Below are 21,981 nucleotides of genomic sequence, written 5' to 3'. Positions count from 1 at the left end.
TGCCCCGGCATGCCCAGATCCGTACGACCCATGGAGCACTTCCCCTCATGTCCACACGCGTCTCCACGCCCTCCCGCCGTCTGGCAGCCATCGGCGCGATCATCGCCCTCGTCGTGGCGGTCGTCGCCGCCGGCATCGCCATCGCCAAGAGCTCGGGCGACTCCGGAGAGAAGAAGTCGTCCGCCGCCGGAGCGGAGCCCTCCTTCGACCCGCAGCAGCCCACGTACGACCAGCTGGAGAAGCTCACCAGCCGCCGCGAGAACGGCGACCCGCTCGCCATCGGCAAGAAGGACGCGCCCGTCGTGCTCGTGGAGTACGCCGACTACCAGTGCTCCTACTGCGGCCGCTTCACCCGCGAGACCCAGCCCGAGCTGATCAAGAAGTATGTGGACGAGGGTGTGCTGCGCATCGAGTTCCGCAACTTCCCGATCTTCGGCAAGGACTCCGAGCGCGCCGCCCGAGCCTCCTGGGCTGCCGGCCGGCAGGGCCGCTTCCAGCAGTTCCACGACGAGCTCTTCGCCAAGCTCCGCAAGGGCGACGCCCTCGCCGAGGACAAGCTCGTCGACCTGGCCGGCAAGGCCGGCGTCAAGGACCTCGACAGGTTCCGCGAGGACCTGAACGGCTCCGCCGCCGCGGCCGCCGTCAAGAAGGACCAGGACGAGGGCTACTCGCTGGGCGTCAAGAGCACCCCGTCGTTCCTCGTCGGCGGCCGTCCCCTCGCGGGCGCCCAGCCGCTGAAGGAGTTCGAGGCCGCCATCACCCAGGCCAAGGCGGTCAAGGAAGCGGCCGGGAAGTCCGGCAAGTGACCGACATCGGCTACCTCGCCGCCTTCCTGGGCGGCGCACTCGCCCTGGTCAGCCCGTGCAGCGCGCTGCTGCTGCCGGCCTTCTTCGCGTACTCGCTCGCCAGTCCCGGCAGGCTGCTCGCGCGGACCTGCGTCTTCTACCTCGGGCTCGCCACCACGCTCGTACCGCTCGGCGCCGCCTCCACCGCCGCCAGCCGGCTCTTCAACGGCCACCGCGACCTGCTGGTGACCACGGGCGGCTGGGTGGTCATCGCCCTGGGGGCCGCCCAGATCCTGGGGCTGGGCTTCGCCTCGCGCCGGGCGCAGGAGGCGGCCGGGCGCATCACGCCGCGCACAGCGGCGTCGACGTTCCTGCTGGGCTGTGTGTACGGGCTGGCCGGCTTCTGCGCCGGGCCCATCCTGGGCGCGGTGCTGACGGTGACCGCCGTCAACGGCAACCCGGTGTACGGGGCCTCGATGCTGGCCGTCTACGCGCTGGGCATGGCGCTGCCGCTGTTCGTGCTGGCCGTGTTCTGGGACCGCTTCCGGCTCGGCGGCCGCCGCTGGCTGCGGGGCCGCGAACTGCGGCTGGGCCGACTGCGGCTGCACACCACCTCCCTGGTCTCGGGCCTGTTCTTCATCGGGATCGGGGTGCTCTTCCTCCTGTACGACGGGACGACCGGGCTGCCGGCGATCGTGGACGCCGACCAGGAGTTCCGCCTGGAGGAGCTGGCCTCCCGGGTGGGCAACGCGGTACCCGACTACGCGCTGCTGGCCGTGATCGCGCTGGTGGTGGCCGGGCTTCTGGCCCGCGTCGCGCTCCGGCGCGGACCCGGCGAGGACGCGGGCGAAACGGACCGCTGACGCCGACGGAACCGGCCGCGCACGGAGAGCCCCGCGCGCGGCCGGCCGGAGCCGTCAGAACCGGACGTCAGCACTGGACGCCGGGACCGATCGCCGGGACCGATCGCCGGGACCGGTTGCCGCGACCGGACGTCAGAACTGGACGTCGGAACAGGCGTAGAACGCGTTGCCCGTGTCCGCGATGGTCCAGACGGCGACGACCATCTGCTTGCCGGTCCTTCCGGCGGGGAGAGTGCCCTGGTGGGTGACGGTGGCGTCCGGAACCCGGCCGTTGTAGGGGACCGTCAGGAAGGGCTGGGTGTTCAGGTCCGCGCGGGTGAGCGGCCTGGTGGGCTGGTAGTTGCCGTTGGTGAGGTAGTAGCGGAAGTCCGTGGTGGCGTGGCGGGCGGTGAGCTTCCAGCGGAAGCCCAGGCTCTGGCCCGCCGTGACCTTGGTGGACGGCCACTGGCCGGCGCGCGGGTCGTCGAGCTCGGCGAAGCGGCTGTTGCCGCCCGCACAGATCGTGCCGTCGGCGGGTCCGCGGGACGGGAAGCCCTTGGGGCCCTCGACGGACTGGGGCTCCCACTGGATCGCGCCGCAGTTCTGGACGGTGCCCTTGGAGCAGAACACCTGGCGACTGGTGGGGGAATCGGTGTAGCCGTGGCCGGAGGCGCTGCCGGTGGAGAAGACGGAGACACAGGCGACGCCCAAGCCGATGATCGCCGCACTGATCTTTCTGCGCATACTGCACTCCTCGAGAACGTGGGGGGTTCTGTGAGGCCGAGTGATTTGCGGTCTAGACCAAGAAGGAGGCTAGTACCGGCCAATAGTCATGTCCAGGCCAAATTCACGTTCTTGACACAGCGCGTCCGACACAGCGCGTCAACGTCTCCGGGCGCCGTCAGCGACCGGCCGACCGGGTGACCCGGCCGTACATCTGCGGGTTGTAGTACGCGAACGTCGACACCCGGACCCGGGTGCCGGGCCGGGCCGCCTCGATGTAGCGGCCGCCGCCCATGTAGATCGCGACGTGGTGGACACCGGACGCCCGCCCGTTGGTGGACCAGAAGACGAGGTCACCGCGGCGCAGCGCGCTGCGCGGGATGCGCCGGGTGGCGCGGTACTGGTCAGCCGCCACGCGCGGCAGCCGGACGCCCGCCCGCCCGTAGGCCCGCTGCACGAGCCCCGAGCAGTCCCAGCGGCGCGGGCCGGCGCCCCCGAGGCGGTACGGATCACCCAGATGGCGCAGCGCGTAGGCGAGCGCGGGCTCGAGCTCGGTGACGCCGACGGTGTCCGCGGCGTCACCGGGATCCGCGAGATCCGCGAGATCCGAGAGGTCCGCGACGTCCGTGAGATCCGCGAGGCCCGCGAGGCCCTGCTCCTCGAAACCGTCCAGAGCGTCGAGCCCGTCGACCTCGTCGTCGACCCCGTCGCCGACCCCGGCGGCCGTCACGGCCGCCGGGTCACCGTCCGGCTCCCGGGTGGCCGTGTCGGCGCCCAGGCCGGGCCCCGGCTCCGGCGGCTCCACGGCCCCCGCGGCCACGCCGGGGCCGGCGATCGCGGCCGCCCCCACGGCGGCCAGGAGTGCGGCACGCATGGCGCCCCGTCGGCGGCGGGCGCCCTCCCCGGGTATCTCCTCGGGCATCTCCCTGCTGCCTTTCGTTCGGCTTCCGGTGAATTTCTCTCTCTGCGACTTCGTTCGCCACAGGGTCTCAATGACCGAAAGGAACCGCATGTCGCACGGCGACTACCACACGTAGCGACTTTTCGCCTCATTGCGGAACGTATCGGACGGCATCGCGGCGAGCGGCCCGCCACGAGCTCCACCGGTCCGACGCCGGGTCCGCCGGAGCGTGGTCGGAAGCATCCCCGCGCGTCGGGTAGAGTTTTCTCTGTCAGCAGGCGCCGCTAGCTCAGTTGGTTAGAGCAGCTGACTCTTAATCAGCGGGTCCGGGGTTCGAGTCCCTGGCGGCGCACGCGAGTCTCAAGGCTCCTCACCAAGAGTGAGGAGCCTTGAGTCGTTCTCTGCGCGATACGAACACACAAGCGCGCCAGTTGTGACCACTTGCGCAACATTCGTACGCATCTTCGTTCGACGTACCGCTTTGCCCGGTAAACACCTTGTTTCACCCTTGCGATCATGGCGCGGGGTCCGAGATCCTGAAACGCACAGCTTCACCCAATGTCACTGGCTGACCAGTGAGTTGGTTGGTGCCGGGGGGAGCCGGCACGCGCGCCCGCGCGGCCGAGGGGGGCCGGCGGGGCCACGCACTGGCACATACACGCAGTAACCATGCGTGCGGGGGGATGACACATGACGTCCACGCCTGCCGACGCCCAGCGGCACCGGCAGCAGACCTACGACCCATCGGTGACGACACGGCTGCGCGTGCCCGCCCCGGCCGGCCCGGGAGGGCGTCCGCGTCACCCCGAGCCACCCGAGCTCTCGCCGCCCCATCATCGAAGGCCGCTGCCCCGCTTCGACTACGAGCACTACAGCCGCCTGGCCGGCCCGCTGACCGACCCCGGCAAGGAGCCCGGTCCGTACCGCGTGCGCTACCGCAGCCTGCTGGCGGACGAGCCGCACCGCGTCCAGGCTGCCCTGTTGCTCGGAGCGGCACCGGTGGTCTCGCTGGGGCTGCTGGTGTGGCTGATGCAGCCCGCGCACTGGACGCAGCGCGACAACGCCACCACCCTGATGCGGGTCCTGGACGCCGTGATGCTGGTGTCCATCGGGCTGATCGAGCTCTTCCGCACGCTGAACGTCACCTCCAACGCCCACGCCACGCTCGTTGCCCGCGATCCGATACCGGTCGTCCCCGAGACCGGCACCCGGGTCGCCTTTCTCACCTCTTTCGTGCCGGGCAAGGAACCGATCGAGATGGTCACCAGGACCCTGGAGGCCGCCGTCCGCGTGCGCCACCGCGGCCCCGTGCACGTCTGGCTGCTGGACGAGGGCGACGATCCCGAGGTCAAGGCCGTCTGCCGGCGCCTGGGCGTGCACCACTTCAGCCGCAAGGGCATCGAGAAGTGGAACCGGCCCAAGGGCCCGCACCGTGCGAAGACCAAACACGGCAACTACAACGCCTGGCTCGACGCGCACGGCGACGACTACGACTTCTTCGCGTCCGTGGACACCGATCACGTGCCGCTGCCCAACTTCCTCGAGCGCATGCTCGGTTACTTCCGTGACCCGGATGTCGCCTTTGTCGTTGGACCTCAGGTGTACGGGAACTACGACGCGGCGGTCACCAAGGCCGCCGAGAGCCAGCAGTTCCTCTTCCACGCCCTCATCCAGCGCGCCGGCAACCGCTACGGCGCCCCCATGTTCGTCGGCACCAACAACGCCGTGCGCATCAGCGCCCTCAAGGGCATCGGCGGCCTCTACGACTCGATCACCGAGGACATGGCCACCGGCTTCGAGCTGCACCGCCATCGCAATCCCGGCACGGGGAAGAAGTGGCGCTCGGTCTACACCCCGGACGTCCTCGCGGTCGGCGAGGGGCCGAACGCCTGGACGGACTTCTTCACCCAGCAGCTGCGGTGGTCCCGGGGCACCTACGAGACGATCATCAAACAGTACTGGAAGGGGCCCTTCACCCTCTCCCCCGGCAAGTTCCTGAACTACACCCTGATGGTGATCTACTACCCGATGACGGCCATCAACTGGATGCTGGGCGCCCTCAGTTGCGCCCTCTTCCTCGGGCTCGGGGCCTCGGGCATCCAGATCAACTCCGAGATCTGGATGATGCTCTACAGCGACGCCGCCGCCCTCCAGATCGGCCTCTACATCTGGAACCGCCGGCACAACGTCTCCCCGCACGAGCCCGAGGGCTCCGGCGGCCTCGCCGGCATGGTGATGTCCGCGCTCTCCGCGCCCATCTACGCCCGTTCGCTGACCGACGCGGTGCTGCGCCGCAAGAGCAGGTTCGTGGTGACCCCGAAGGGCGATTCGGCCAGCCCCGACACCCTCTTCGGCACCTTCCGCATCCACCTGTTCTTCATGATGATCTTCGGCGGCTCGCTGGCGGCCTCGTTCGTCGTCGGCCACACGCACGTGGCGATGGGCACCTGGGCCACGCTCGCGCTGGCGGTCACCGTCTCGCCGATCGTCGCCTGGTGGTGGACCACGTACCGCGCGAAGCACCCGGCCGAGCACCCCGAGGGGGCACCCCAGCGATGAGACTCAACCCGAGCCGCCGCACCCGCCGCATGGCGATCGGTGCGGCGGTCGTGGTCGCACTGGCGGGCATGAACGGGCCGGCCATCTGGGGTTACGCCGCCGACCAGTACCACGACTACAAGATCAACCAGTTCGAGTACAAGGAGAAGAACGGCCACTGGGACGTGGTGGACGTCCCCAAGGAGTACCGGATCAACACGATCCACGCGGCCCTGCTGCACACCGGCAAGGTGCTGCTGATCGCCGGCTCCGGCAACAACGCCGCCAACTTCAAGGCCAAGTCCTTCCGCACGGTCCTGTGGGATCCACGCAAGGACACCTACAAGGACATCCCCACCCCCAAGGACCTCTTCTGCGCCGGCCACACCCAGCTGGCCGACGGAAAGCTCCTGGTGGCGGGCGGCACCCAGCGCTACGAGAAGCTGGAGGGCGACGTCACCAAGGCCGGCGGCCTGATGATCGTCCACAACGAGAACCCCGACAAGCCGATGACCTTCCCCGCCGGCACCCGCTTCACCGGCCGGAGCCACCACAAGACCTTCGAGTCGAAGGACGCGGTGCTGGTGCCCCGCGCCAACAAGACCGGCGAGGGCGACGAGGTCAAGGTCACGGCCAGCACCGCGCGCGTCTATGTGGAGGCGCTGGGCAAGGGTCACGAGTACGAGACCGGGACGACGGACAACTACCGCATCGAGGGTCTGACCGGGGTCGACGCCCAGAACTCCTACGGCATCGCCAACAAGCTCTCCTTCGACAAGAAGGACTTCCAGGGCATCAAGGACTCCTTCGAGTTCGACCCGGTCGCCGAGCGCTACGTCACGGTCGACCCGATGCAGGAGGCCCGCTGGTACCCCACCCTGACCACCCTTCAGGACGGCAGGGTGCTGTCGGTCTCCGGCCTGGACGAGATCGGCCAGGTCGTCCCCGGCAAGAACGAGATCTACGACCCGGCCACCAAGAAGTGGACGTACCTGCCCAAGGAGCGCTTCTTCCCCACCTACCCCGCCCTCTTCCTCACCGACAAGGGCAAGATCTTCTACACCGGCTCCAACGCCGGGTACGGCCCCGCCGACAAGGGCCGGGTGCCGGGCCTGTGGGACCTGGAGAGCAACGACTTCACCGAGGTGCCGGGCATCAGCGACCCGGACGTCCTGGAGACCTCGATGTCCGTGCTGCTGCCGCCCGCCCAGCAGCAGCGGTACATGGTGCTCGGCGGCGGCGGGGTCGGCGAGGACCGCAAGTCCACGGCCAAGACCCGCATCGTCGACCTGCGCGAGGAGAACCCCCGCTTCCACGACGGCCCCGACCTCTACGCCAAGGTCCGCTACCCCAGCAGCGTCATCCTGCCCGACGACACCGTGCTGACCACCAACGGTTCCGGCGACTACCGGGGCCGCAGCAACTCCAACGTCCTGCGGGCCGAGCTCTACGACCCGAGGACCAACAGCACCCGTCCGGTCGCCGATCCGCTGGTGGGCCGCAACTACCACTCCGGCGCGCTGCTGCTGCCCGACGGCCGGGTGATGACCTTCGGCTCCGACTCCCTCTTCGGCGACAAGGACAACACCAAGCCCGGCGTCTTCCAGCAGCAGATGGACCTCTACACCCCGCCCTACGGCTTCCGGGGCGAGCGGCCGGTGATCAAGGACGGTCAGCGGCGGACGGTGCGGCTGGGCGAGCAGACCACCTACCGGGCGGACGGCGCGAAGAGCATCGCCAAGGCACGGCTGATCCGGCCGGGCTCCTTCACCCACGTCACCAACATCGAGCAGCGCTCGATCGCGCTGGACCTCACCGTGACGGGCGACGGGTTCACCGTGACGATGCCCAAGGACCCCTCGCTGGTGCCCCCCGGCTGGTACATGCTGAACGTGATCGACGCCAAGGGGACACCCTCGGAGGCCGTGTGGATCAAGGTTCCGGTGGCGGAGGAGCTGCCCTAGCCGAAGGACGTGGCCGGGCCCTGACCGAAGGCCCGGCCCTTCCGGCCGGGCCCGGCAGGAAGGGCCGGGCCGCCGGGTCAGCCGACCGGATCAGCGGGCGTTGCGGGCCAGTTCGAGCGCGTACGTCTCCCACCACTGGCCGGCGTCCGGGCCGCCCTTGCAGGCGCCGTCCGACTCTCCCGGCCGCTTGACCCACAGATAGGCGTCGACCAGCGCGTCGCCGGTCTTGACGGTCGGCGGCTCGCCCAGGGCCCGGCCGGAGGGGTTGCACCAGGCCTTCTCGTGGTCGGCGCCCGACAGCGGGCCGTTGCCGTTGCGGCTGGTGTCGATGACGAAGTGCTTGCCGCCCACCAGGGTGGAGAGCCTGCGGCCGTAGGCCTTGCTGTCGTCGGTGGTCTGGAAGTTGGAGACGTTGAGCGCGAAGCCGTCGGCCTGGTCGATGCCGGCCCGCCGCAGCGGATCCACCATCCGGTCGGCCGGGGTGACCCAGCTGGGGTTGCCGGCGTCCAGGTAGACCCTGGTCCTGGGCAGCGCCTTGAGTTTGCCGACGGCTTCCTTCAGCAGCGCGAACCGCTCCTCGTGGAACTGCTGCGGGGTGCAGCCGTCCTCCATGTGCGGCAGCGCGTCCGGCTCGAGGATCACGGTCGCGCGGCGGTCGCCGATGCCCCGGACCGCCTTGTCCAGCCACACGCGGTAGGAGTTGCCGTCGGCGGCGCCGCCCTGGGAGTACTGGCCGCAGTCGCGGTGCGGGATGTTGTAGAGCACCAGCAGGGCGTCCCGGTCGGCCTTGGCGGCCGCCTGGGTGAAGCCGCGGGTCTGACCCTCCGGATCGTCCGCCCCCACCCACTCGGCGACCGGCTGCCCGGCGATCTTCTGGATGAGCTCGGCGTCCCGCTTCTTGCCGCCCTCGCGGAGCCGGGTCGCCTCCTTGGCCGCCGTGCCGTCCGGGTTCACCCAGAAGGGTGAGATGGACTTGGGCAGCTGGGAGGCCTGCGACAGGGCGGGGGGTTCCTTCTTCGGCGAGGCCGACTCGTCCGACGAACACCCCGCGACGGCGAGGAGCAGGAGCGCCACCGTCGCCGTCGTTCCCGTCCGTGCCGACGCCCGGCGGGCCCGGCGCACGCGGCCGGCGTTGCTGCCGTACATCCACTCCCCCTTGGGTGCACTGCCTCTGGAGGTGCCTGGAGATGCCTCCTCAATGCTGGCACAGACGTGCCCACGGCCGTGGGCAGTCATGCCACGACACGTATCCAGTCGCCCTGTCGGGCGACCTGGACCGAGCGGGCGGCGGTCCCCCGGGATCGGATTCGTCATCAGGCCCTTCCGGTGTCGGTGGTCTCCGCGGTGTCCCGCGTTCCCGTGAGGTAGGCGGAGACGACGATGTTGGCGCTGTAGGTGCGCCGTTCGGGGTCGTAGTCGCCGCCGCAGGTGATCAGGCGCAGCTCGGCCCGGTCCCGTCGGCGCTGTCCGTAGACCTTGGCGGGGTCGAAGCCGTCCTTGGTGTGGACGGCGACGTCCTCGACGGTGAACTCGGCGGTGGAGCCGTCCGCGCGGGCGACCTCGACGGTCTCGCCGGGGCCGAGGGTGCCGAGCCGGTGGAAGACGGCGGGCGCGCGTTCGGTGTCGAGGTGGCCGACGAGGACGGCCGCTCCCGCGCTGCCGGGCTCGGGCCCTGCCCGGTACCAGGAGACGGCGCCGGGACGGCCGTACGGGGGCGGCTCCACGGCTCCCTGCCGGGTCAGGCCGTGGGCCTCGACGGGAGCCGCCCGTACGTTCAGCGCCGGGACGGCGAGGGAGGCGGGGCGGGCCCCCGGCAGGGGGTCGTGGGCCGGGGGCAGCACCCGCTCGGGCCGTCCGACGGCGGCCACGTCGCCGGTCGTGGGGGCGGACGCCATCGGCACCTCGGTGATGTCGCGTCCCCACAGCCACAGCGCCACCAGCAGCGCGGACCAGGCCACTCCGGTCAGCAGGCGGCCGGTGCCGCTCGCGTGCTCTTCGGACATGCCGTCGGGTCGCTTTCCGGGTCCTGTGCCGGCGTCGTCGTCCACCGGGTCCGTCGCGGGGTCCATCGCGGGCCGGCCCGCCTCAGCGCTGCTGTTGCCGCCGCTGCTGGGCATTGGTGCGCCGCCGGTACCAGATCAGGCCGCCCGCGATGGCCGCGGTGGTGCCCGCCAGGACGAGGCCCGCGGTGTCGGGGGCCTCGGCGGCGGCGACGTGCCGGGTGCCGCCGCCTCCGGCGGGCACGGGGGCGACGGGCGAGACGTACGGGGTGTGGGGTTCGCGGCCGGCCTGGTCGGTGCGGCCCGCGTGGTCGTCGCCGGTCCGGTCGGACGGGACGTCGGACAGCCCGTCGAAGTGCCGGCCGGGCAGCTCGCGGCCGTCGGTGACGATCGTCAGCTTGCCCTCGGCCGTGGAGTCGACGCCGGCGCAGTTGATCCTGACGGGGTAGGTCCCGGCGGCCATGGTCTCGCGGACGGTCGCCTCGGCGAACATGCCGGCCGAGTCCTTGGTGAGCCGGGCGTCGGTGACGAACGCCTCGGAGGTGGCGGTCGCCCGGTTGCTCGCGCAGCCGGAGATCCGCAGCTGCACCTCGGCGCCGGGCCGGCTGGTGACGGGGGTGAGTTCGATGGTCCCGGACATGGTCGCGGGGCCGTCGTTGGCGTGGGCGGGGGTCGCGCAGACGGCGAGCACCGCCGCCACAACGCCGCAGAGGACAAAGCGGACTGAAGCCATGGTGAACCTCCTGGTACTCCAGAGATTCACCCGCCGACGCCGGGAGGCGCATCCGCTCCGTATGCGTATTGCTCCATTTGGCGATCTTCAGAGCCGATCGGACCGGTTCGGCCCAATTCCGGGCCGGTATCCGACCCCTGGCGCGTTCGGATCAGATCGCGCGCTCAGATCAGATCGACGAGGTCCGCGATCGAGTCGACGACGCGGGACGGCCGGAAGGGGTGCAGGTCGACCTCCTCGGCCCGGGTCAGCCCGGTCAGGACCAGGAAGGTCTCCATGCCGGCCTCGAGCCCGGCGAGGATGTCGGTGTCCATCCGGTCGCCGATCATGGCGCTGCTCTCCGAGTGCGCGCCGATCGCGTTGAGGCCGGCCCGCATCATCAGCGGGTTGGGCTTGCCCACGAAGTAGGGCTCGCGCCCGGTCGCCTTGGTGATCAGAGCGGCGACGGAGCCCGTGGCGGGCAGGGCGCCCTCGGCTGAGGGCCCGGTCTCGTCGGGGTTGGTGGCGATGAAACGGGCGCCGTTGTTGATCAGCCGGATGGCCTTGGTGAGCGCCTCGAAGCTGTAGGTGCGGGTCTCGCCGAGGACCACGTAGTCGGGGTCGGAGTCGGTGAGGACGTAGCCGATGTCGTGCAGGGCGGTGGTCAGCCCGGCCTCGCCGATGACGTAGGCGGTGCCGCCGGGCCGCTGGTCGTCCAGGAACTGGGCGGTGGCCAGAGCCGAGGTCCAGATGTTGGCGACCGGCACGTCGAGCCCGATGCGCTGCAGCCGGGCGTGCAGGTCGCGGGCCGTGTAGATCGAGTTGTTCGTCAGCACGAGGAAGGGCTTGCCCGACTCGCGGAGGCGCTTGACGAAGGCGTCGGCCCCGGGCACCGGGATGCCCTCGTGCATCAGGACACCGTCCATGTCGGTGAGCCAGGACTCGATCGGCTTGCGCTCTGCCACTGCGGACTCCTGCCGTGCCGCGCCCCCGAAGGGACGCACTGTGACCCACGAAGGGACGGGGGTACGCCGGGACGGCACCACTCGTGCGCCGCCCCGACACCTCCCAGCCTAGTCAGTCGCGCCGGGGTCGCGTTATCTCTCCGTTATCACATCCCGCATATCGGACAAGCCCCCACACGGGCGATAACGGTCGGCGCGGTGGCGGCCAAGCGGAGTCACTGCGTCGAACGGCCCCGACCCCCCACGCCGTTGGAGTGCCGCATACGCCCGGATATCGGCGCAGGTGCCCGTCGCGACCGCGTCAGTACGGTGAGTGACGCCCGCCCTGCGTCGGCAGGGCGCACCCCACCGGAGGAAAGGGGGCACCCCCCTTGCTCGCACCCAATGACGCGGTCCTCACCCGCGTGTTCACGACATCCATCGACAGCGACGTGGCCAACAGCCAGCCGAACCTCTGCCTGAGCGGCCCGGCACGCCAGTTCAGGGTCTGCGTGGAGGCCGTCGCCGGCCACCTGATCGGCAACTCGTGCCTGCACTACACGCTGAACCTCACCTGCATCGACGAGGTCCTGGCGGCGCCCAACAACGCCATGAGCCGTCTGGGCGTCATCCAGCAGTTCTCCAAGCAGCACGGCTGGAAGCCCCATGGCTGCGCGGGGACGTACGTCAAGCGGGAGTGCTTCGTCATCGACGTGCCCCCACACGTCAAGTGCCATGTGTTCCACTACATCGTGACCCTGTGCGACAACCACGGGAACATCGCGTCGTTCCTGCACAGCGCGCCGTTCATCCTGGTGGACGGGAAGGAATGCGACTGACGGCGGCCACCGCCGCCGATCGGTGATCCGCTCCGGACGTCCACCCGTCCGCCCGTACAGACCCGTCCAGCCCTGATCAGCGATCCGTTCCGGGCGGCCGCCGCACACCGCCGCCGCCCGGCCTTTCCGGACGCCGGCCCAGCCGCCGGGATCCGGCGAGCAGAGCCGTCCCGGTGACCAGCAGGACGCACGCGGTCGCGCCCACCCCGAACAGCGGGCGCGCGTCACCGGAGTCGGCGAGGACGGGCGGGGCGGAGCCGCCGCCGTCACTGCCACTGCCGCTGCCGCCGGGCGTTGCAGCGCGGGAGGGCGGCGTCGCGGGTGGTGTCGCGGACGGTGTCGCGGGCGCGCGCTCGACCGCGAAGGTGTAGTCGCCGGACTCCCCCACCCAGGCGCCGTCGGGGCCACGCCGCTGTACGGCCGTGACGTTGGCTGTCACCGGACCCTCCGGGGCGTCCCCGGTGAAGGCGAGCCGGAGCGGCACCGTGACCGACCCTTGGGCGGGCACGTCGAACCCGGGGAATTCGGCCGAACGGTCGTCGAGCACCCCCACGTTCTCCGCCTCCTCCGTGCGCTCGAACCGCACCGGCAGCCAGCGCGAACGGTCCGCGTCGTAGAAGTCCAGGCGGACGTGGCCCGGTTGGAGGGCACGTCTCTTGTCGGCGAGGACGGCGACGGGGTGGACCGCCCGGCACTCCGCGGCGGTGGCATTGCGCAGCTCCAGCCGCCAGGCGCGCGGCGGGGCACCGCTCCGGTACGCGCCGGGACCGCCGGTCAGCCGGGACGTGATGGGGAAATTGGTGCCGCGCGGGGCGCCGCAGTGCTGCTGCGGTGTGTCGGCGCGTGGCTGCGCCGCTCCGGCTGTCGCGGCGGTCACGAGGGTGGCGGCGCCGACGAGGAGGGCACGCCGGGCGCGCCCCGGCGGGCGGGCGAGGGGCAACACGGAAAGGGCGGACAGGGCGGGCATCGCGGGACCTTTGCGGGTGGGGGCTCCGGTCGTACCGGAACATCCCCCCGAGCCGCCGACCGCCACCGCGCGGCCCGGCTGTTGCGTCCGACCGGGCGTCAAATGCCGCCCGATGGGCTGATTGTCAGCCCATCGGAACGGATGCGGTGCGCCGCCGCCTGCGACGGCCGTTGGCGGAGGGCGGAGAGCACGCGCGCGTGGCGCAGCCCTCGGGTGCGTGGCGCAGCCTTCGTGTGCGTGCCCGCACCGGCACGGACGGCGCCCTTCACGCGCGCGTGGCGCACCCTTCGGGTGCGTGCCGCACCGCCCCGGACGTCCCACCGAAGAGGGGCGCAAGGATCAGTTCGGCCGCGCCCTCGACGACCGTGCGCTCACCGCCGGGCGTGACGGCGACGGGGACCGTGCCGGCGAGTTCGGCGCGTACTCCGCGCACATACGCGTCGGGGTCGGCCAGGACGGTCCGGCCGCCGAGCAGCACGAGGTCGATGTCGAGCAGGCGTACGAGATTGGCGGCGCCGACGCCGAGCAGGCGGGCGGCGCCGGCGGTGTCGCCGGCGGCGACAGCCGCCAGGCACAGGACCTCGACGCAGCCGCGGTTGCCGCACGGGCACGGGGGCCCGTCGAGCCGCAGCACCTGGTGTCCGAACTCCCCCGCCCCGGTCCTGGCCCCGCGGTGCACGGCGCCGCCGAGCACGAGCCCGGCGCCGAGGCCGGTGCCGAGGTGGAGGTAGGCGAAGGAACCGGCGTCGCGCGCACCGCGCAGGAGCAGCCCGAGGGCGGCGGCGTTGGTGTCCTTGTCCAGCACGACGGGCAGCCCGAGCCGCGCGCTCAGCGCGTCGCGCAGCGGGAAGCCGTCCCATTGGGGGAAGCCGGTGACGCGGTGCAGCACCCCGGCCCGGTGGTCCAGCGGGCCGGGGGCGGCGACGCCGGCGCCGAGGACCGCCGGGGCGCCGGGCCCGCGCCCGGCGCGCAGCGCCGCCACCTCGGCGGCCACCGCGTCGAGCACCGCGTCCCCGCCCGCGCCGAAGGCGAGCGGCGCGGTGCGGGTGGCGACGGTGGCGCCCGTGAGGTCCGCCAGGGTGACCGTCAGCGCGTCGCGGTCGAGGTGGATCCCGATGGCGTGCGCGGCACCGGGCTCCAGGCGCAGGGCGGTGGCGGGCTTGCCGCCGGTGGAGGCGCGGCGGCCCGCCTCGGCGGCGAGCCCGGCCTCCCGCAACCGTGCGGTGATCTTGCTGACGGCCTGCGGGGTCAGGCCCGTGCGCGCGGCCAGTTCGGCCCTGCTGGCGCCGTGCTCGCCCGCGTCGCGCAGCAGGCCCAGGACCACGGCGGCGTTGTGGTCGCGCAGGGCGGCGAGGTTGGCCCCAGGATGGGATCCGGCTCCGATGGTGCTCACTGCCCCATTCTCCACTCCACTTGCACTTAAGCAACACTGTTGCCAAAGTGGTGGCATGGACGCCCTGGACGCAGCCCCGAACGACGCAGCCCCGGATGACGACACCACCGCCGACGCCTTCCGCGGCCCCTTGCGCGTCGGGCTCATCGGCTACGGCCTGGCGGGGTCGGTCTTCCACGCCCCGCTCATCGCCGCGACCGAGGCACTGGCCCTCGACACCGTCGTGACCGCCAACCCCGAGCGGCAGCGGCAGGCCCTCGCCGAGCACCCCCACGTCCGTACGGCGGACACCCCGGACGCCCTCTTCGACCGCGCCGGTGAACTCGACCTGATCGTCATCGCCTCCCCCAACCGCACCCACGTCCCGCTCGCCCGGACCGCGCTGGAGGCGGGGCTGCCCGTCGTCGTCGACAAGCCGCTCGCCGCGACCGCCGCCGAGGCCCGGTCGCTGGCCGGGCTCGCCGACAGCCGCGGGCTGCTGCTCAGCGCCTTCCAGAACCGCCGCTGGGACAACGACTTCCGCACCGTCGCCAAGCTGATCTCCGACGGCACCCTCGGCCGCGTCCAGCGCTTCGAGTCCCGCTTCGAGCGCTGGCGCCCCCACCCCAAGGGCGGCTGGCGCGAGTCGGGCGACCCGGCGGAGGTGGGCGGCATCCTCTACGACCTGGGCAGCCACCTCGTCGACCAGGCGCTGGCCCTCTTCGGCCCCGCCACGGCCGTCTACGCGGAGGCGGACGTCCGCCGGCCCGGCGCCGAGGCCGACGACGACACGTTCATCGCCCTCACCCACGCGAACGGCGTCCGCTCCCACCTGTGGATGAGCGCCACCGCCTCCCAGCTCGGGCCGCGCTTCCGGGTGCTGGGCAGCACGGCGGGGTACGTCAAGTACGGGCTCGACCCGCAGGAGGCCGCGCTGCGCGAGGGCCTGCGGCCGGGCGGCGCCGGCGGAGCCGACGGCGCCTGGGGCGTCGAGCCGGAGTCCTCCTGGGGCCGCCTCGGCGCGGGTGAGTCCCCGCTCACGGGCGGCGGCGAGCCGGTGCCTACGCTGCCGGGCGACTACCCCGCCTACTACGCCGCCGTCGCACGCGCCCTGCGCACGGGCGGACGCCCGCCGGTCACGGCGGCGGAGGCGGCGAAGACGCTGCACGTCCTGGAGGCGGCGAAGACGTCGGCGGCCGAGGGCCGCACCATCCGCCTGGAGGACGCGACGGCGCTCGCTGAGGACGCGCGGTGAGCGAGGAGGTGGCCCGGCTCGAGGCGGACGAACACCGGTTCGTCCTCGACCGCTTCGACAACGACGACGCCTGGCGCCTGGGCACCCTCGTGGCCGAGCTGGCCCGCGAGCTCGGCGCGGCCGTCACGATCGGCGTCCGGCGCGGTCCGCAGCGTCTCTTCCACCGCGCGCTGCCCGGCACGTCCGCCGACAACGACGCCTGGATCGACCGCAAGTGCCGCGTCGTCGAGCGGTACGCCGAGTCCTCGTACCTGGTCGGCGCCCGCTTCCGCGCCAAGGGCCGCAGCTTCGAGGACTCCTCGCGGCTCGACCCCGGCCGCTACGCCGCGCACGGCGGCGCGTTCCCCGTGCGGCTGCGCGGCACGGGCGTGGTGGGGGTGGTGGCGGTGTCGGGCCTGTCGCAGGCGGAGGACCACGCGCTGGTGGTGGAGGCGCTGGAACGTTTCACGGCCTGACACACGCCGCCGCCCTGCACCTGACGGGCCGTCACTTGCCCCTCGCACGCGATCCGTCCATGGCTTGCGCCACACGACCACGCAATGCCCACCTGCGGCGGTTACGCTCCCATGGGACGAGCACGGGAAAGGACGCACCATGGAGACGGCCACCGGCATAGTCGAGATCACATCGGCGGACGAGCTGCGGGAGTTGCTCGGCCCGCCGTCGCAACCGGCCGTGGACAAGGTGCGCACCCACCTGCACGAGAACGACAAACGATGGCTCGAGCAGTCGCCGTTCTGCCTGGTGGCCACCTCCGCCGTCGACGGCAGCTGCGACGTCTCCCCCAAGGGCGACCCGGCCGGCTTCACGCTCGTCCTCGACGACACGACGATCGCCGTGCCGGAACGTCCGGGCAACCGCCGCGCCGACGGCTTCCACAACATCCTGAGCAATCCGCACGTCGGCCTCCTGTACCTGGTGCCGGGACGCGGCGACACCCTGCGCATCAACGGCCGGGCCCGGCTCGTCCGGGACGCGCCCTTCTTCGACCGCATGACCGTCAAGGGGCACCGCCCGCAGCTCGCGCTGATCGTCGAGATCGAAGAGGTCTTCTACCACTGCTCGAAGGCCTTCCTGCGCTCCTCGCTGTGGAAGCCGGAGAGCTGGAACCCCGAAGCCGTCCCGTCGCGCGCCCGCATCGCCAAGTCGGTGGAACGGCCCGAGGCGAAGCTGGAGGACCTGGAGCACTACTACGGGCCGCAGTACGGCACCCGGCTGTACGACTGACAGGCGCGGCCGGGGGACGGCCGGGGACGTTCGGGGACGGCCGAGGGACGTTCGGATGACGGTCGGGCTGTGCCCGTTGTGTCAGTGGGGCATGCTTCGATGCCGCCATGACTCGCACGACGCCGCCGCGCCCGGTGGACATCACCGCCGCGTTCCCCGAACTCGCCGCGATGGCCCGGACCACGACGCGCCTGCACCCGCGGCCCGGCTCACCCTCCGTCTCGGACAGTTCGGTGGGCGGGCCGCTGCTGTGGCCGGCGGACGAGCCGTGGCCGATGTGCGACGAGTGGCACGGCGGGTACGGACGCATGACCCTGGACGACGTACACACGCGCCGCCGCATCCTGACAGCCGCCTGGCGGCGCCCCCGCGCCCCGCACGCCGACCTCCTGACCCCCGACGAGCGGCAGATCATCGACCGTGCCTCCGCGGGCTGCCACCCCGGGAGCAAGCGCCCCTCCGGCCCGGTACCGCTCATTCCGGTGGCGCAGCTGTACGCGCGCGACATACCCGGCCTCGCCTGTCCCGAGGGAACGGACACCCTGCAGGTGCTGTGGTGCCCGTTCGACCACGGCGACGACTACGCGCCGGCCGTGCGGCTGCGCTGGCGCCGGGCCGCGGACGTGACGGCGGTCCTCACCGACCCGCCGGTGCCCGAGCTGGTCGGCTCCGACAACTATGTGCCGGCACCGTGCGTCCTGCACCCGGAGCAGGTCGTCGAGTACCCGGCGGGCGACGACCTGCCGGACGACCTGCGCGAGCGCGTCTACGCGTGGGAGGACGAGCAGGAGAGCGGCTGCGGCTTCTACCAGTCCGACCTCTCGGTCGCGCCCGGCTGGAAGACCGGTGGCTGGGCGGCCTGGTGGACCTTCACCGACCCCGCCGTATGGCCGCTGCGCTGCCCGTGCGGGGCGGTGGCCGAACCGCTCGTCACCATCGACAGCGGGGAATGGGACGGCGGCACGCACAGCTGGCGCCCGGCCGAGGACGTCGACCCGCCGGACGGCGTGCACTACCCGTCCCCCAACTGCCCCACGATGGTCACCATCGGGCGCGGCTACACCCTCCAGGTCTACCGCTGCGGGGAGTCGTACGAACACCCACCCATGACGGTCATGCAGTGACGCGGGGTGGTTCGGTGACGCTGCAATGCGGTGACATTTCGGACGCCTGCGGTGGTCACGTCCTCCTGCCCGTGCCGGCGCCCGCGCGCGTGCGGAAGAGGACGACGAGGGCCAGCCCCACCCCCGCCGTCATCAACGACGCCCCCACCGCCATCGACCGCCTCATCGGCGGACCCTCGCGCCGCAGTTCGTGGCCGTCGCCGTCGCCCGCCACCGCTCCGCGGGGATCGGCCACGCCGGGCCGGCCCAGCAGGCCCACGGGGAACCCCGGCGGCATCACCCCGCCCGCCGGCGGGAACGGCACCGGCTCCTCGGCGTCGGCGGGGTCGATGTCCGGTGTGGGGCCCGTGCCGCAGTCGGGCAAGACGCCCTCGAAGGGGTAGGAGTGGATCGTCTGGCCGCCCGCGCCCCCGCCCGCCGACTCATGGGCCAGCGATCCGGCCGTGAAGAACCGCCCGTTGACCACCGGCAGGCTGACGCGCGTCGTGCTCGAGCGCCGGCCCACCAGCACCGAACCCTGCAACTGCCCGCTCCCCGTGATCCGTACCTCCTTCGCGTCGGGGATGTTCCAGAGCAACCGCTCCCGCCGCACACCCGCGAGCGCCCCAGCCGACGTGCTGACCGTCCGCGCGTCCCCGTTCTCGTTGGCGAGGTTCACCAGCACGGTCGCTTTCGGGGGGATCTTCTGGAACGACAGGTTCTGCGGGCTCCCGTCGGGTGCGACGAGGTCGAACGGGGCATTGAAGACCTGCAGGGCCGAGGTGCCGTTGCCGGTGAAGACGGTGACCTTGCCCTGGTTCACGGCGGTGCCGGTCGGCTTTCTGGGCACTCCCTTGTCGTAGGCGTAGCAGGTGCTCGCGGCGGTCAGTTCCTCGCGCAGCCCCCGGTACGCCGACACCGCGCCGGCGTCGTGGACGACCCTGGGGCTCACGGTGCCCGTGCCGGCCTGCCGGCCGGCGAAGGCGACGGTGCCGTTGACCGGGCCGTCCTCGGCGAGCAGCCGTTGCCCCGCCGCGAGCTTGAGGTCGCCGCCGACGCGCAGGAACGGCGAACCGTTGTCGGGCGGTACCCGGGAGCCGTTCCTCACCGCGCCCACGTTGTAGGAGAGGGGTGGCCCGGACCCCTTGGCCAGGTCGAAGCTCCCGTCCACCACTACCCGCCCCTCCGCCCCGGCCGCGGCGTCGCGCACGGCGTAGTCGCCACCGACGAAGACGTTGACCCCGTTGTCCCGCCCCACCACCGCCCCGCTGTTGGGGTCGGGGTACGCGGCCGGGCACCTGCCCGGCACGCAGGGGCCCGGCCCGGGGGCGGAGCGGGCGTCCCGGGCGCCGGGCGCTTCGAAGGCGCAGGCCAGCAGGGTGCCCGCGACCGCGGCCAGCGTGGCCGTGGCCACGGTCACCGAATGAACCACCCGGCGCGTTCCACGCTCCCTCTGAGACATATCCGAAAATATGCATATTGCGCGAGCTGGATCACGGCGCCACACCCGTGGCTCCTCCGGACGGACCAGGGCACGCCCTAGGGAGCGTCCTTCAGCTGCTGGCGTTGCCGCCCCAGGCCGTCTATCTCCAGTTCCACCACGTCTCCCGCGCGCAGATACGGCTTGGGCTCGGGCCGCGCCACGGCCACCCCGGCCGGCGTACCGGTGTTGATGACGTCCCCCGGGTACAGCGTCATGAACTGGCTGACGTAGCGCACCACGTGGCCCACGGGGAATATCTGCTGTGCCGTGCTGGAGTCCTGCCTCAGCCGTCCGTTGACCCACAGCCGCATCCTCAGCGCCTGCGGGTCGGGCACGTCGTCGGCCGTCACCAGCCAGGGCCCCAGCGGATTGAACGTCTCGCAGTTCTTGCCCTTGTCCCACTGGCCACCGCGCTCGTTCTGGAACTCGCGCTCGGAGACGTCGTTCGCCACCGCATAGCCCGCCACCGCCGCCAGCGCCTCCTCGTCCGTCCGCAGATAGCGCGCGGTACGGCCGATGACGACGGCGAGCTCGACCTCCCAGTCGGTCTTCTCGCTGCCGCGCGGCACCAGCACCGTGTCGTCCGGGCCGACGACCGTGTCGGGCGCCTTGAGGAAGACCACCGGCTCGGCCGGAACCGCGACACCGGCCTCGGCCACCAGATCCCGGTAGTTGACGCCGATGCATACGATCTTGCCGATCCGGCCGACGGGCGCACCGATCCGCAGCCCCCTGGGGTCGAGGGCGGGCAGTATTCGGGCTCCGACCGCGGCCCGGACGTGGGCCAGCGCGGCCGCGTCGCCGAGCAGCGCCCCGTCCACGTCCGCCACCAGCCCTGACAGGTCGCGCAGCGTCCCGTCGTCCTCCAGCAGTGCCGGACGTTCCGCACCGGCGGGTCCGACCCGCAGCAGCCTCATCGCTACAACTCCCCGCAGTCGTAAAGTCGGCCCGGTCGATGGTCCAAGAACGGAGGCTCACTCCACAAGCCCCCTTTCGGTCGGCGCGAGTCCCCTTTCGGCCCTGGACGCCCTACGCCGCGGACGCCCGCCCCGCACCCCGCCCCCGGGACTCCCCCGGCGTGCGCAGCGGCTGGAGGTACGCCCGCTCCACCGCCGTCCACGTCGTGGTCGCCACCAGGTACAGCCCTGCCGCGAGCGGCACCACGGCGGCTGTGACCAGCGTGCCGAAGGACAGCAGCGGCATCACCTTCGCCATCGCCGCCATGCCCGGCACCGGCTCGTCGCCGGCCACCGTGGCGGGCAGCGCCGCCGCGGCCTTGCGGTTGCGCAGGCACGTCCAGGTGGCGACCGCGCCCACCAGCGCGAACAGCCCCAGGTACACCAGCCCCTGCGCGCCCACGGGCCCGCCGTCCCCCAGCGCGTCCGCCCAGCGCCCGCCGAGCGGCGCGGCCAGCAGCCTGTGCTCCAGCAGATCCCCTCCTCCGTCGCCCGTCGAGAACAGGTGGTACATCACGTAGAACACCGGCAGCTGCGCCAGCATCGGCAGGCACCCGGCCAGGGGTGACGTGCCCGCCTCGGCGTAGAGCTTGGCCGCCTCCTCCTTCAGCCGCTCCGGCCGTTTGGCGTACTTGCGCCGCAGCTCGCTCAGCCTGGGCGCGAGCTCGGCCCTCGCCCGCTCGCCACGCGCCGCCGAGCGCGCAAGCGGGTGCAGTGCCAACCGCACACACATGGTGAACACCACGATCGCCCCGGCGGTTGCGGAGGCCCCCAGAACCGGGTCGAGCGCGTCCGCGAGGTGCGTGAGGAGAGAGCCGAGCGAAGTGAAGAGAGGGGAGAAGAAGGACATGGTGGGTGAGCCCTCCACGGGTCTCGTCGTGCCGAAGGAAGCAGGAGATTCGGCGTGACGAGCCGCGTGGGCACAGCACCGCGCACACGGACGACGGACCGGCAGGGCACGGAGCATCGGCCCCTCGGCCCATCGGGCCGACCGGTCGTCAAAGGTGCGCGGGAGCGCCTACGCGGCCGCCGGGAGGGGCAGGCCGGGTGCCCGGGGCCGCCGTCGGCCCCGCCCGTCGGGATCACGCTGGGCGAGGAACGCGGTGCGCAGCTCCCGGTCCCGTATCGCCGTGCGTATTCGGGTCGGCGTGAGCGGGCCGCCCGAGCGGGCGGCCGCCACGGCGACGGCGCACAGCACCAGCGCGGCCGCGACGACGGTGGTCGCGGCGAGCGCGAGAGAGGTCAGCAGGCCGCTCTGGGCGAGCAACAGCTCGGAGAGCAGGAGGAGGAGCACGCTGATGTGCGTACGCGGTGCGTGATTCATCAGGCGATGCATCCGGCCCCTCCCCCCTGCGTGCGTCGCTCGTGAC

21 protein-coding genes and 1 tRNA gene are annotated in these 21,981 nt (G+C 72.1%); 10 read left to right on the top strand and 12 right to left on the bottom strand.

Going from position 1 to position 21,981, the window contains the following annotated elements; all coding sequences use genetic code 11:
- Positions 1–47: 47 nt before the first annotated feature.
- A complete protein-coding gene (locus ACIG36_RS00490; RefSeq protein ID WP_399919629.1) occupies positions 48–806 on the top strand; it encodes a DsbA family protein in 759 nt (252 codons plus the stop codon).
- Positions 803–1,648, top strand: coding sequence for a cytochrome c biogenesis CcdA family protein (locus tag ACIG36_RS00485; protein ID WP_399919627.1), 846 nt, complete (start codon positions 803–805; stop codon positions 1,646–1,648). Before ACIG36_RS00490 ends, ACIG36_RS00485 begins: the two co-directional genes overlap by 4 nt.
- Positions 1,649–1,780: 132 nt before the next feature.
- On the opposite strand, the gene ACIG36_RS00480 is transcribed toward ACIG36_RS00485, so the two are convergent.
- On the bottom strand, positions 1,781–2,371 hold the full coding sequence (locus tag ACIG36_RS00480; protein WP_399919625.1) for a lytic polysaccharide monooxygenase: 591 nt from the start codon (positions 2,369–2,371) through the stop codon (positions 1,781–1,783).
- Between the two features lie 157 nt (positions 2,372–2,528).
- Entirely contained in the window at positions 2,529–3,272 is a 744-nt protein-coding gene (locus ACIG36_RS00475) for a C40 family peptidase (protein WP_399919623.1), read from the bottom strand.
- Positions 3,273–3,529: 257 nt separating this feature from the next.
- On the opposite strand from ACIG36_RS00475, the gene ACIG36_RS00470 reads away from it, so the two are divergent.
- From ACIG36_RS00470 to ACIG36_RS00460, 3 genes are all read left to right on the top strand, one after another.
- A tRNA-Lys gene (locus tag ACIG36_RS00470) sits at positions 3,530–3,603 on the top strand.
- Positions 3,604–3,941: 338 nt separating this feature from the next.
- Entirely contained in the window at positions 3,942–5,810 is a 1,869-nt protein-coding gene (locus tag ACIG36_RS00465; RefSeq protein ID WP_399919621.1) for a glycosyltransferase family 2 protein, read from the top strand.
- Positions 5,807–7,753, top strand: coding sequence for a galactose oxidase-like domain-containing protein (locus tag ACIG36_RS00460; protein WP_399919619.1), 1,947 nt, complete (start codon positions 5,807–5,809; stop codon positions 7,751–7,753). Before ACIG36_RS00465 ends, ACIG36_RS00460 begins: the two co-directional genes overlap by 4 nt.
- Positions 7,754–7,843: 90 nt before the next feature.
- On the opposite strand, the gene ACIG36_RS00455 is transcribed toward ACIG36_RS00460, so the two are convergent.
- The 4 genes from ACIG36_RS00455 to ACIG36_RS00440 form a co-directional block, all read right to left on the bottom strand.
- Positions 7,844–8,899 carry a glycoside hydrolase family 6 protein gene (locus tag ACIG36_RS00455; RefSeq protein WP_399919617.1) on the bottom strand — a complete coding sequence of 352 codons (1,056 nt, stop codon included), beginning with the start codon at positions 8,897–8,899 and terminating at the stop codon, positions 7,844–7,846.
- A 167-nt stretch (positions 8,900–9,066) separates the two neighbouring features.
- Positions 9,067–9,756 carry a class F sortase gene (locus tag ACIG36_RS00450; RefSeq protein ID WP_399922084.1) on the bottom strand — a complete coding sequence of 230 codons (690 nt, stop codon included), beginning with the start codon at positions 9,754–9,756 and terminating at the stop codon, positions 9,067–9,069.
- Positions 9,757–9,838: 82 nt separating this feature from the next.
- The gene (locus tag ACIG36_RS00445) at positions 9,839–10,486 is read right to left on the bottom strand and encodes a hypothetical protein (RefSeq protein WP_399919615.1); all 648 of its coding nucleotides are present in this window, start codon (positions 10,484–10,486) and stop codon (positions 9,839–9,841) included.
- A gap of 164 nt (positions 10,487–10,650) precedes the next feature.
- A complete protein-coding gene (locus tag ACIG36_RS00440; protein ID WP_399919613.1) occupies positions 10,651–11,430 on the bottom strand; it encodes an HAD-IIA family hydrolase in 780 nt (259 codons plus the stop codon).
- A gap of 371 nt (positions 11,431–11,801) precedes the next feature.
- On the opposite strand from ACIG36_RS00440, the gene ACIG36_RS00435 reads away from it, so the two are divergent.
- A complete protein-coding gene (locus ACIG36_RS00435; RefSeq protein ID WP_399919611.1) occupies positions 11,802–12,248 on the top strand; it encodes a hypothetical protein in 447 nt (148 codons plus the stop codon).
- Between the two features lie 76 nt (positions 12,249–12,324).
- Here ACIG36_RS00435 and ACIG36_RS00430 read toward each other — a convergent pair whose 3' ends face one another.
- Both ACIG36_RS00430 and ACIG36_RS00425 read right to left on the bottom strand, forming a co-directional pair.
- A complete protein-coding gene (locus ACIG36_RS00430) occupies positions 12,325–13,215 on the bottom strand; it encodes a hypothetical protein (protein ID WP_399919609.1) in 891 nt (296 codons plus the stop codon).
- 265 nt (positions 13,216–13,480) lie between these two features.
- Positions 13,481–14,665 carry an ROK family transcriptional regulator gene (locus ACIG36_RS00425; RefSeq protein WP_399919607.1) on the bottom strand — a complete coding sequence of 395 codons (1,185 nt, stop codon included), beginning with the start codon at positions 14,663–14,665 and terminating at the stop codon, positions 13,481–13,483.
- On the opposite strand from ACIG36_RS00425, the gene ACIG36_RS00420 reads away from it, so the two are divergent.
- The 4 genes from ACIG36_RS00420 (at position 14,664) to ACIG36_RS00405 (ending at position 18,193) form a co-directional block, all read left to right on the top strand.
- On the top strand, positions 14,664–15,842 hold the full coding sequence (locus ACIG36_RS00420; protein WP_399919605.1) for a Gfo/Idh/MocA family oxidoreductase: 1,179 nt from the start codon (positions 14,664–14,666) through the stop codon (positions 15,840–15,842). The genes ACIG36_RS00425 and ACIG36_RS00420 overlap by 2 nt on opposite strands.
- On the top strand, positions 15,839–16,297 hold the full coding sequence (locus ACIG36_RS00415) for a heme-degrading domain-containing protein (RefSeq protein WP_399919603.1): 459 nt from the start codon (positions 15,839–15,841) through the stop codon (positions 16,295–16,297). The genes ACIG36_RS00420 and ACIG36_RS00415 overlap by 4 nt, the downstream gene beginning before the upstream one ends.
- A 139-nt stretch (positions 16,298–16,436) precedes the next feature.
- Entirely contained in the window at positions 16,437–17,069 is a 633-nt protein-coding gene (locus tag ACIG36_RS00410) for a pyridoxamine 5'-phosphate oxidase family protein (RefSeq protein WP_399919601.1), read from the top strand.
- Positions 17,070–17,176: 107 nt separating this feature from the next.
- Positions 17,177–18,193 carry a hypothetical protein gene (locus tag ACIG36_RS00405; protein WP_399919599.1) on the top strand — a complete coding sequence of 339 codons (1,017 nt, stop codon included), beginning with the start codon at positions 17,177–17,179 and terminating at the stop codon, positions 18,191–18,193.
- Positions 18,194–18,248: 55 nt separating this feature from the next.
- Here ACIG36_RS00405 and ACIG36_RS00400 read toward each other — a convergent pair whose 3' ends face one another.
- The 4 genes from ACIG36_RS00400 to ACIG36_RS00385 all read right to left on the bottom strand — a co-directional run bounded on the left by ACIG36_RS00400 (position 18,249) and on the right by ACIG36_RS00385 (position 21,935).
- The gene (locus ACIG36_RS00400; protein ID WP_399919597.1) at positions 18,249–19,592 is read right to left on the bottom strand and encodes a choice-of-anchor A family protein; all 1,344 of its coding nucleotides are present in this window, start codon (positions 19,590–19,592) and stop codon (positions 18,249–18,251) included.
- 119 nt (positions 19,593–19,711) lie between these two features.
- Positions 19,712–20,572, bottom strand: a complete 861-nt coding sequence (locus ACIG36_RS00395) for a fumarylacetoacetate hydrolase family protein (RefSeq protein WP_399919595.1) — start codon at positions 20,570–20,572, stop codon at positions 19,712–19,714.
- Positions 20,573–20,684: 112 nt separating this feature from the next.
- A complete protein-coding gene (locus tag ACIG36_RS00390; protein ID WP_399922081.1) occupies positions 20,685–21,461 on the bottom strand; it encodes a YidC/Oxa1 family membrane protein insertase in 777 nt (258 codons plus the stop codon).
- A 168-nt stretch (positions 21,462–21,629) separates the two neighbouring features.
- On the bottom strand, positions 21,630–21,935 hold the full coding sequence (locus ACIG36_RS00385; protein ID WP_399919593.1) for a DUF6412 domain-containing protein: 306 nt from the start codon (positions 21,933–21,935) through the stop codon (positions 21,630–21,632).
- Positions 21,936–21,981: the final 46 nt, after the last annotated feature.

Source organism: Streptomyces sp. NPDC053048 (assembly GCF_044547045.1).
GTDB lineage: Bacteria > Actinomycetota > Actinomycetes > Streptomycetales > Streptomycetaceae > Streptomyces.
This window is presented reverse-complemented; position numbering and strand designations above follow the sequence as displayed.

Coding starts and splice junctions, on each gene's coding strand:
- ACIG36_RS00490 (WP_399919629.1), top strand. CDS start 48: ATGTCCACACGCGTCTCCACGCCCTCCCGCCGTCTGGCAGCCATCGGC.
- ACIG36_RS00480 (WP_399919625.1), bottom strand. CDS start 2,371: ATGCGCAGAAAGATCAGTGCGGCGATCATCGGCTTGGGCGTCGCCTGT.
- ACIG36_RS00475 (WP_399919623.1), bottom strand. CDS start 3,272: ATGCCCGAGGAGATACCCGGGGAGGGCGCCCGCCGCCGACGGGGCGCC.
- ACIG36_RS00465 (WP_399919621.1), top strand. CDS start 3,942: ATGACGTCCACGCCTGCCGACGCCCAGCGGCACCGGCAGCAGACCTAC.
- ACIG36_RS00460 (WP_399919619.1), top strand. CDS start 5,807: ATGAGACTCAACCCGAGCCGCCGCACCCGCCGCATGGCGATCGGTGCG.
- ACIG36_RS00455 (WP_399919617.1), bottom strand. CDS start 8,899: ATGTACGGCAGCAACGCCGGCCGCGTGCGCCGGGCCCGCCGGGCGTCG.
- ACIG36_RS00450 (WP_399922084.1), bottom strand. CDS start 9,756: ATGTCCGAAGAGCACGCGAGCGGCACCGGCCGCCTGCTGACCGGAGTG.
- ACIG36_RS00445 (WP_399919615.1), bottom strand. CDS start 10,486: ATGGCTTCAGTCCGCTTTGTCCTCTGCGGCGTTGTGGCGGCGGTGCTC.
- ACIG36_RS00430 (WP_399919609.1), bottom strand. CDS start 13,215: ATGCCCGCCCTGTCCGCCCTTTCCGTGTTGCCCCTCGCCCGCCCGCCG.
- ACIG36_RS00420 (WP_399919605.1), top strand. CDS start 14,664: ATGGACGCCCTGGACGCAGCCCCGAACGACGCAGCCCCGGATGACGAC.
- ACIG36_RS00425 (WP_399919607.1), bottom strand. CDS start 14,665: ATGCCACCACTTTGGCAACAGTGTTGCTTAAGTGCAAGTGGAGTGGAG.
- ACIG36_RS00410 (WP_399919601.1), top strand. CDS start 16,437: ATGGAGACGGCCACCGGCATAGTCGAGATCACATCGGCGGACGAGCTG.
- ACIG36_RS00405 (WP_399919599.1), top strand. CDS start 17,177: ATGACTCGCACGACGCCGCCGCGCCCGGTGGACATCACCGCCGCGTTC.
- ACIG36_RS00395 (WP_399919595.1), bottom strand. CDS start 20,572: ATGAGGCTGCTGCGGGTCGGACCCGCCGGTGCGGAACGTCCGGCACTG.
- ACIG36_RS00390 (WP_399922081.1), bottom strand. CDS start 21,461: ATGTCCTTCTTCTCCCCTCTCTTCACTTCGCTCGGCTCTCTCCTCACG.
- ACIG36_RS00385 (WP_399919593.1), bottom strand. CDS start 21,935: ATGAATCACGCACCGCGTACGCACATCAGCGTGCTCCTCCTCCTGCTC.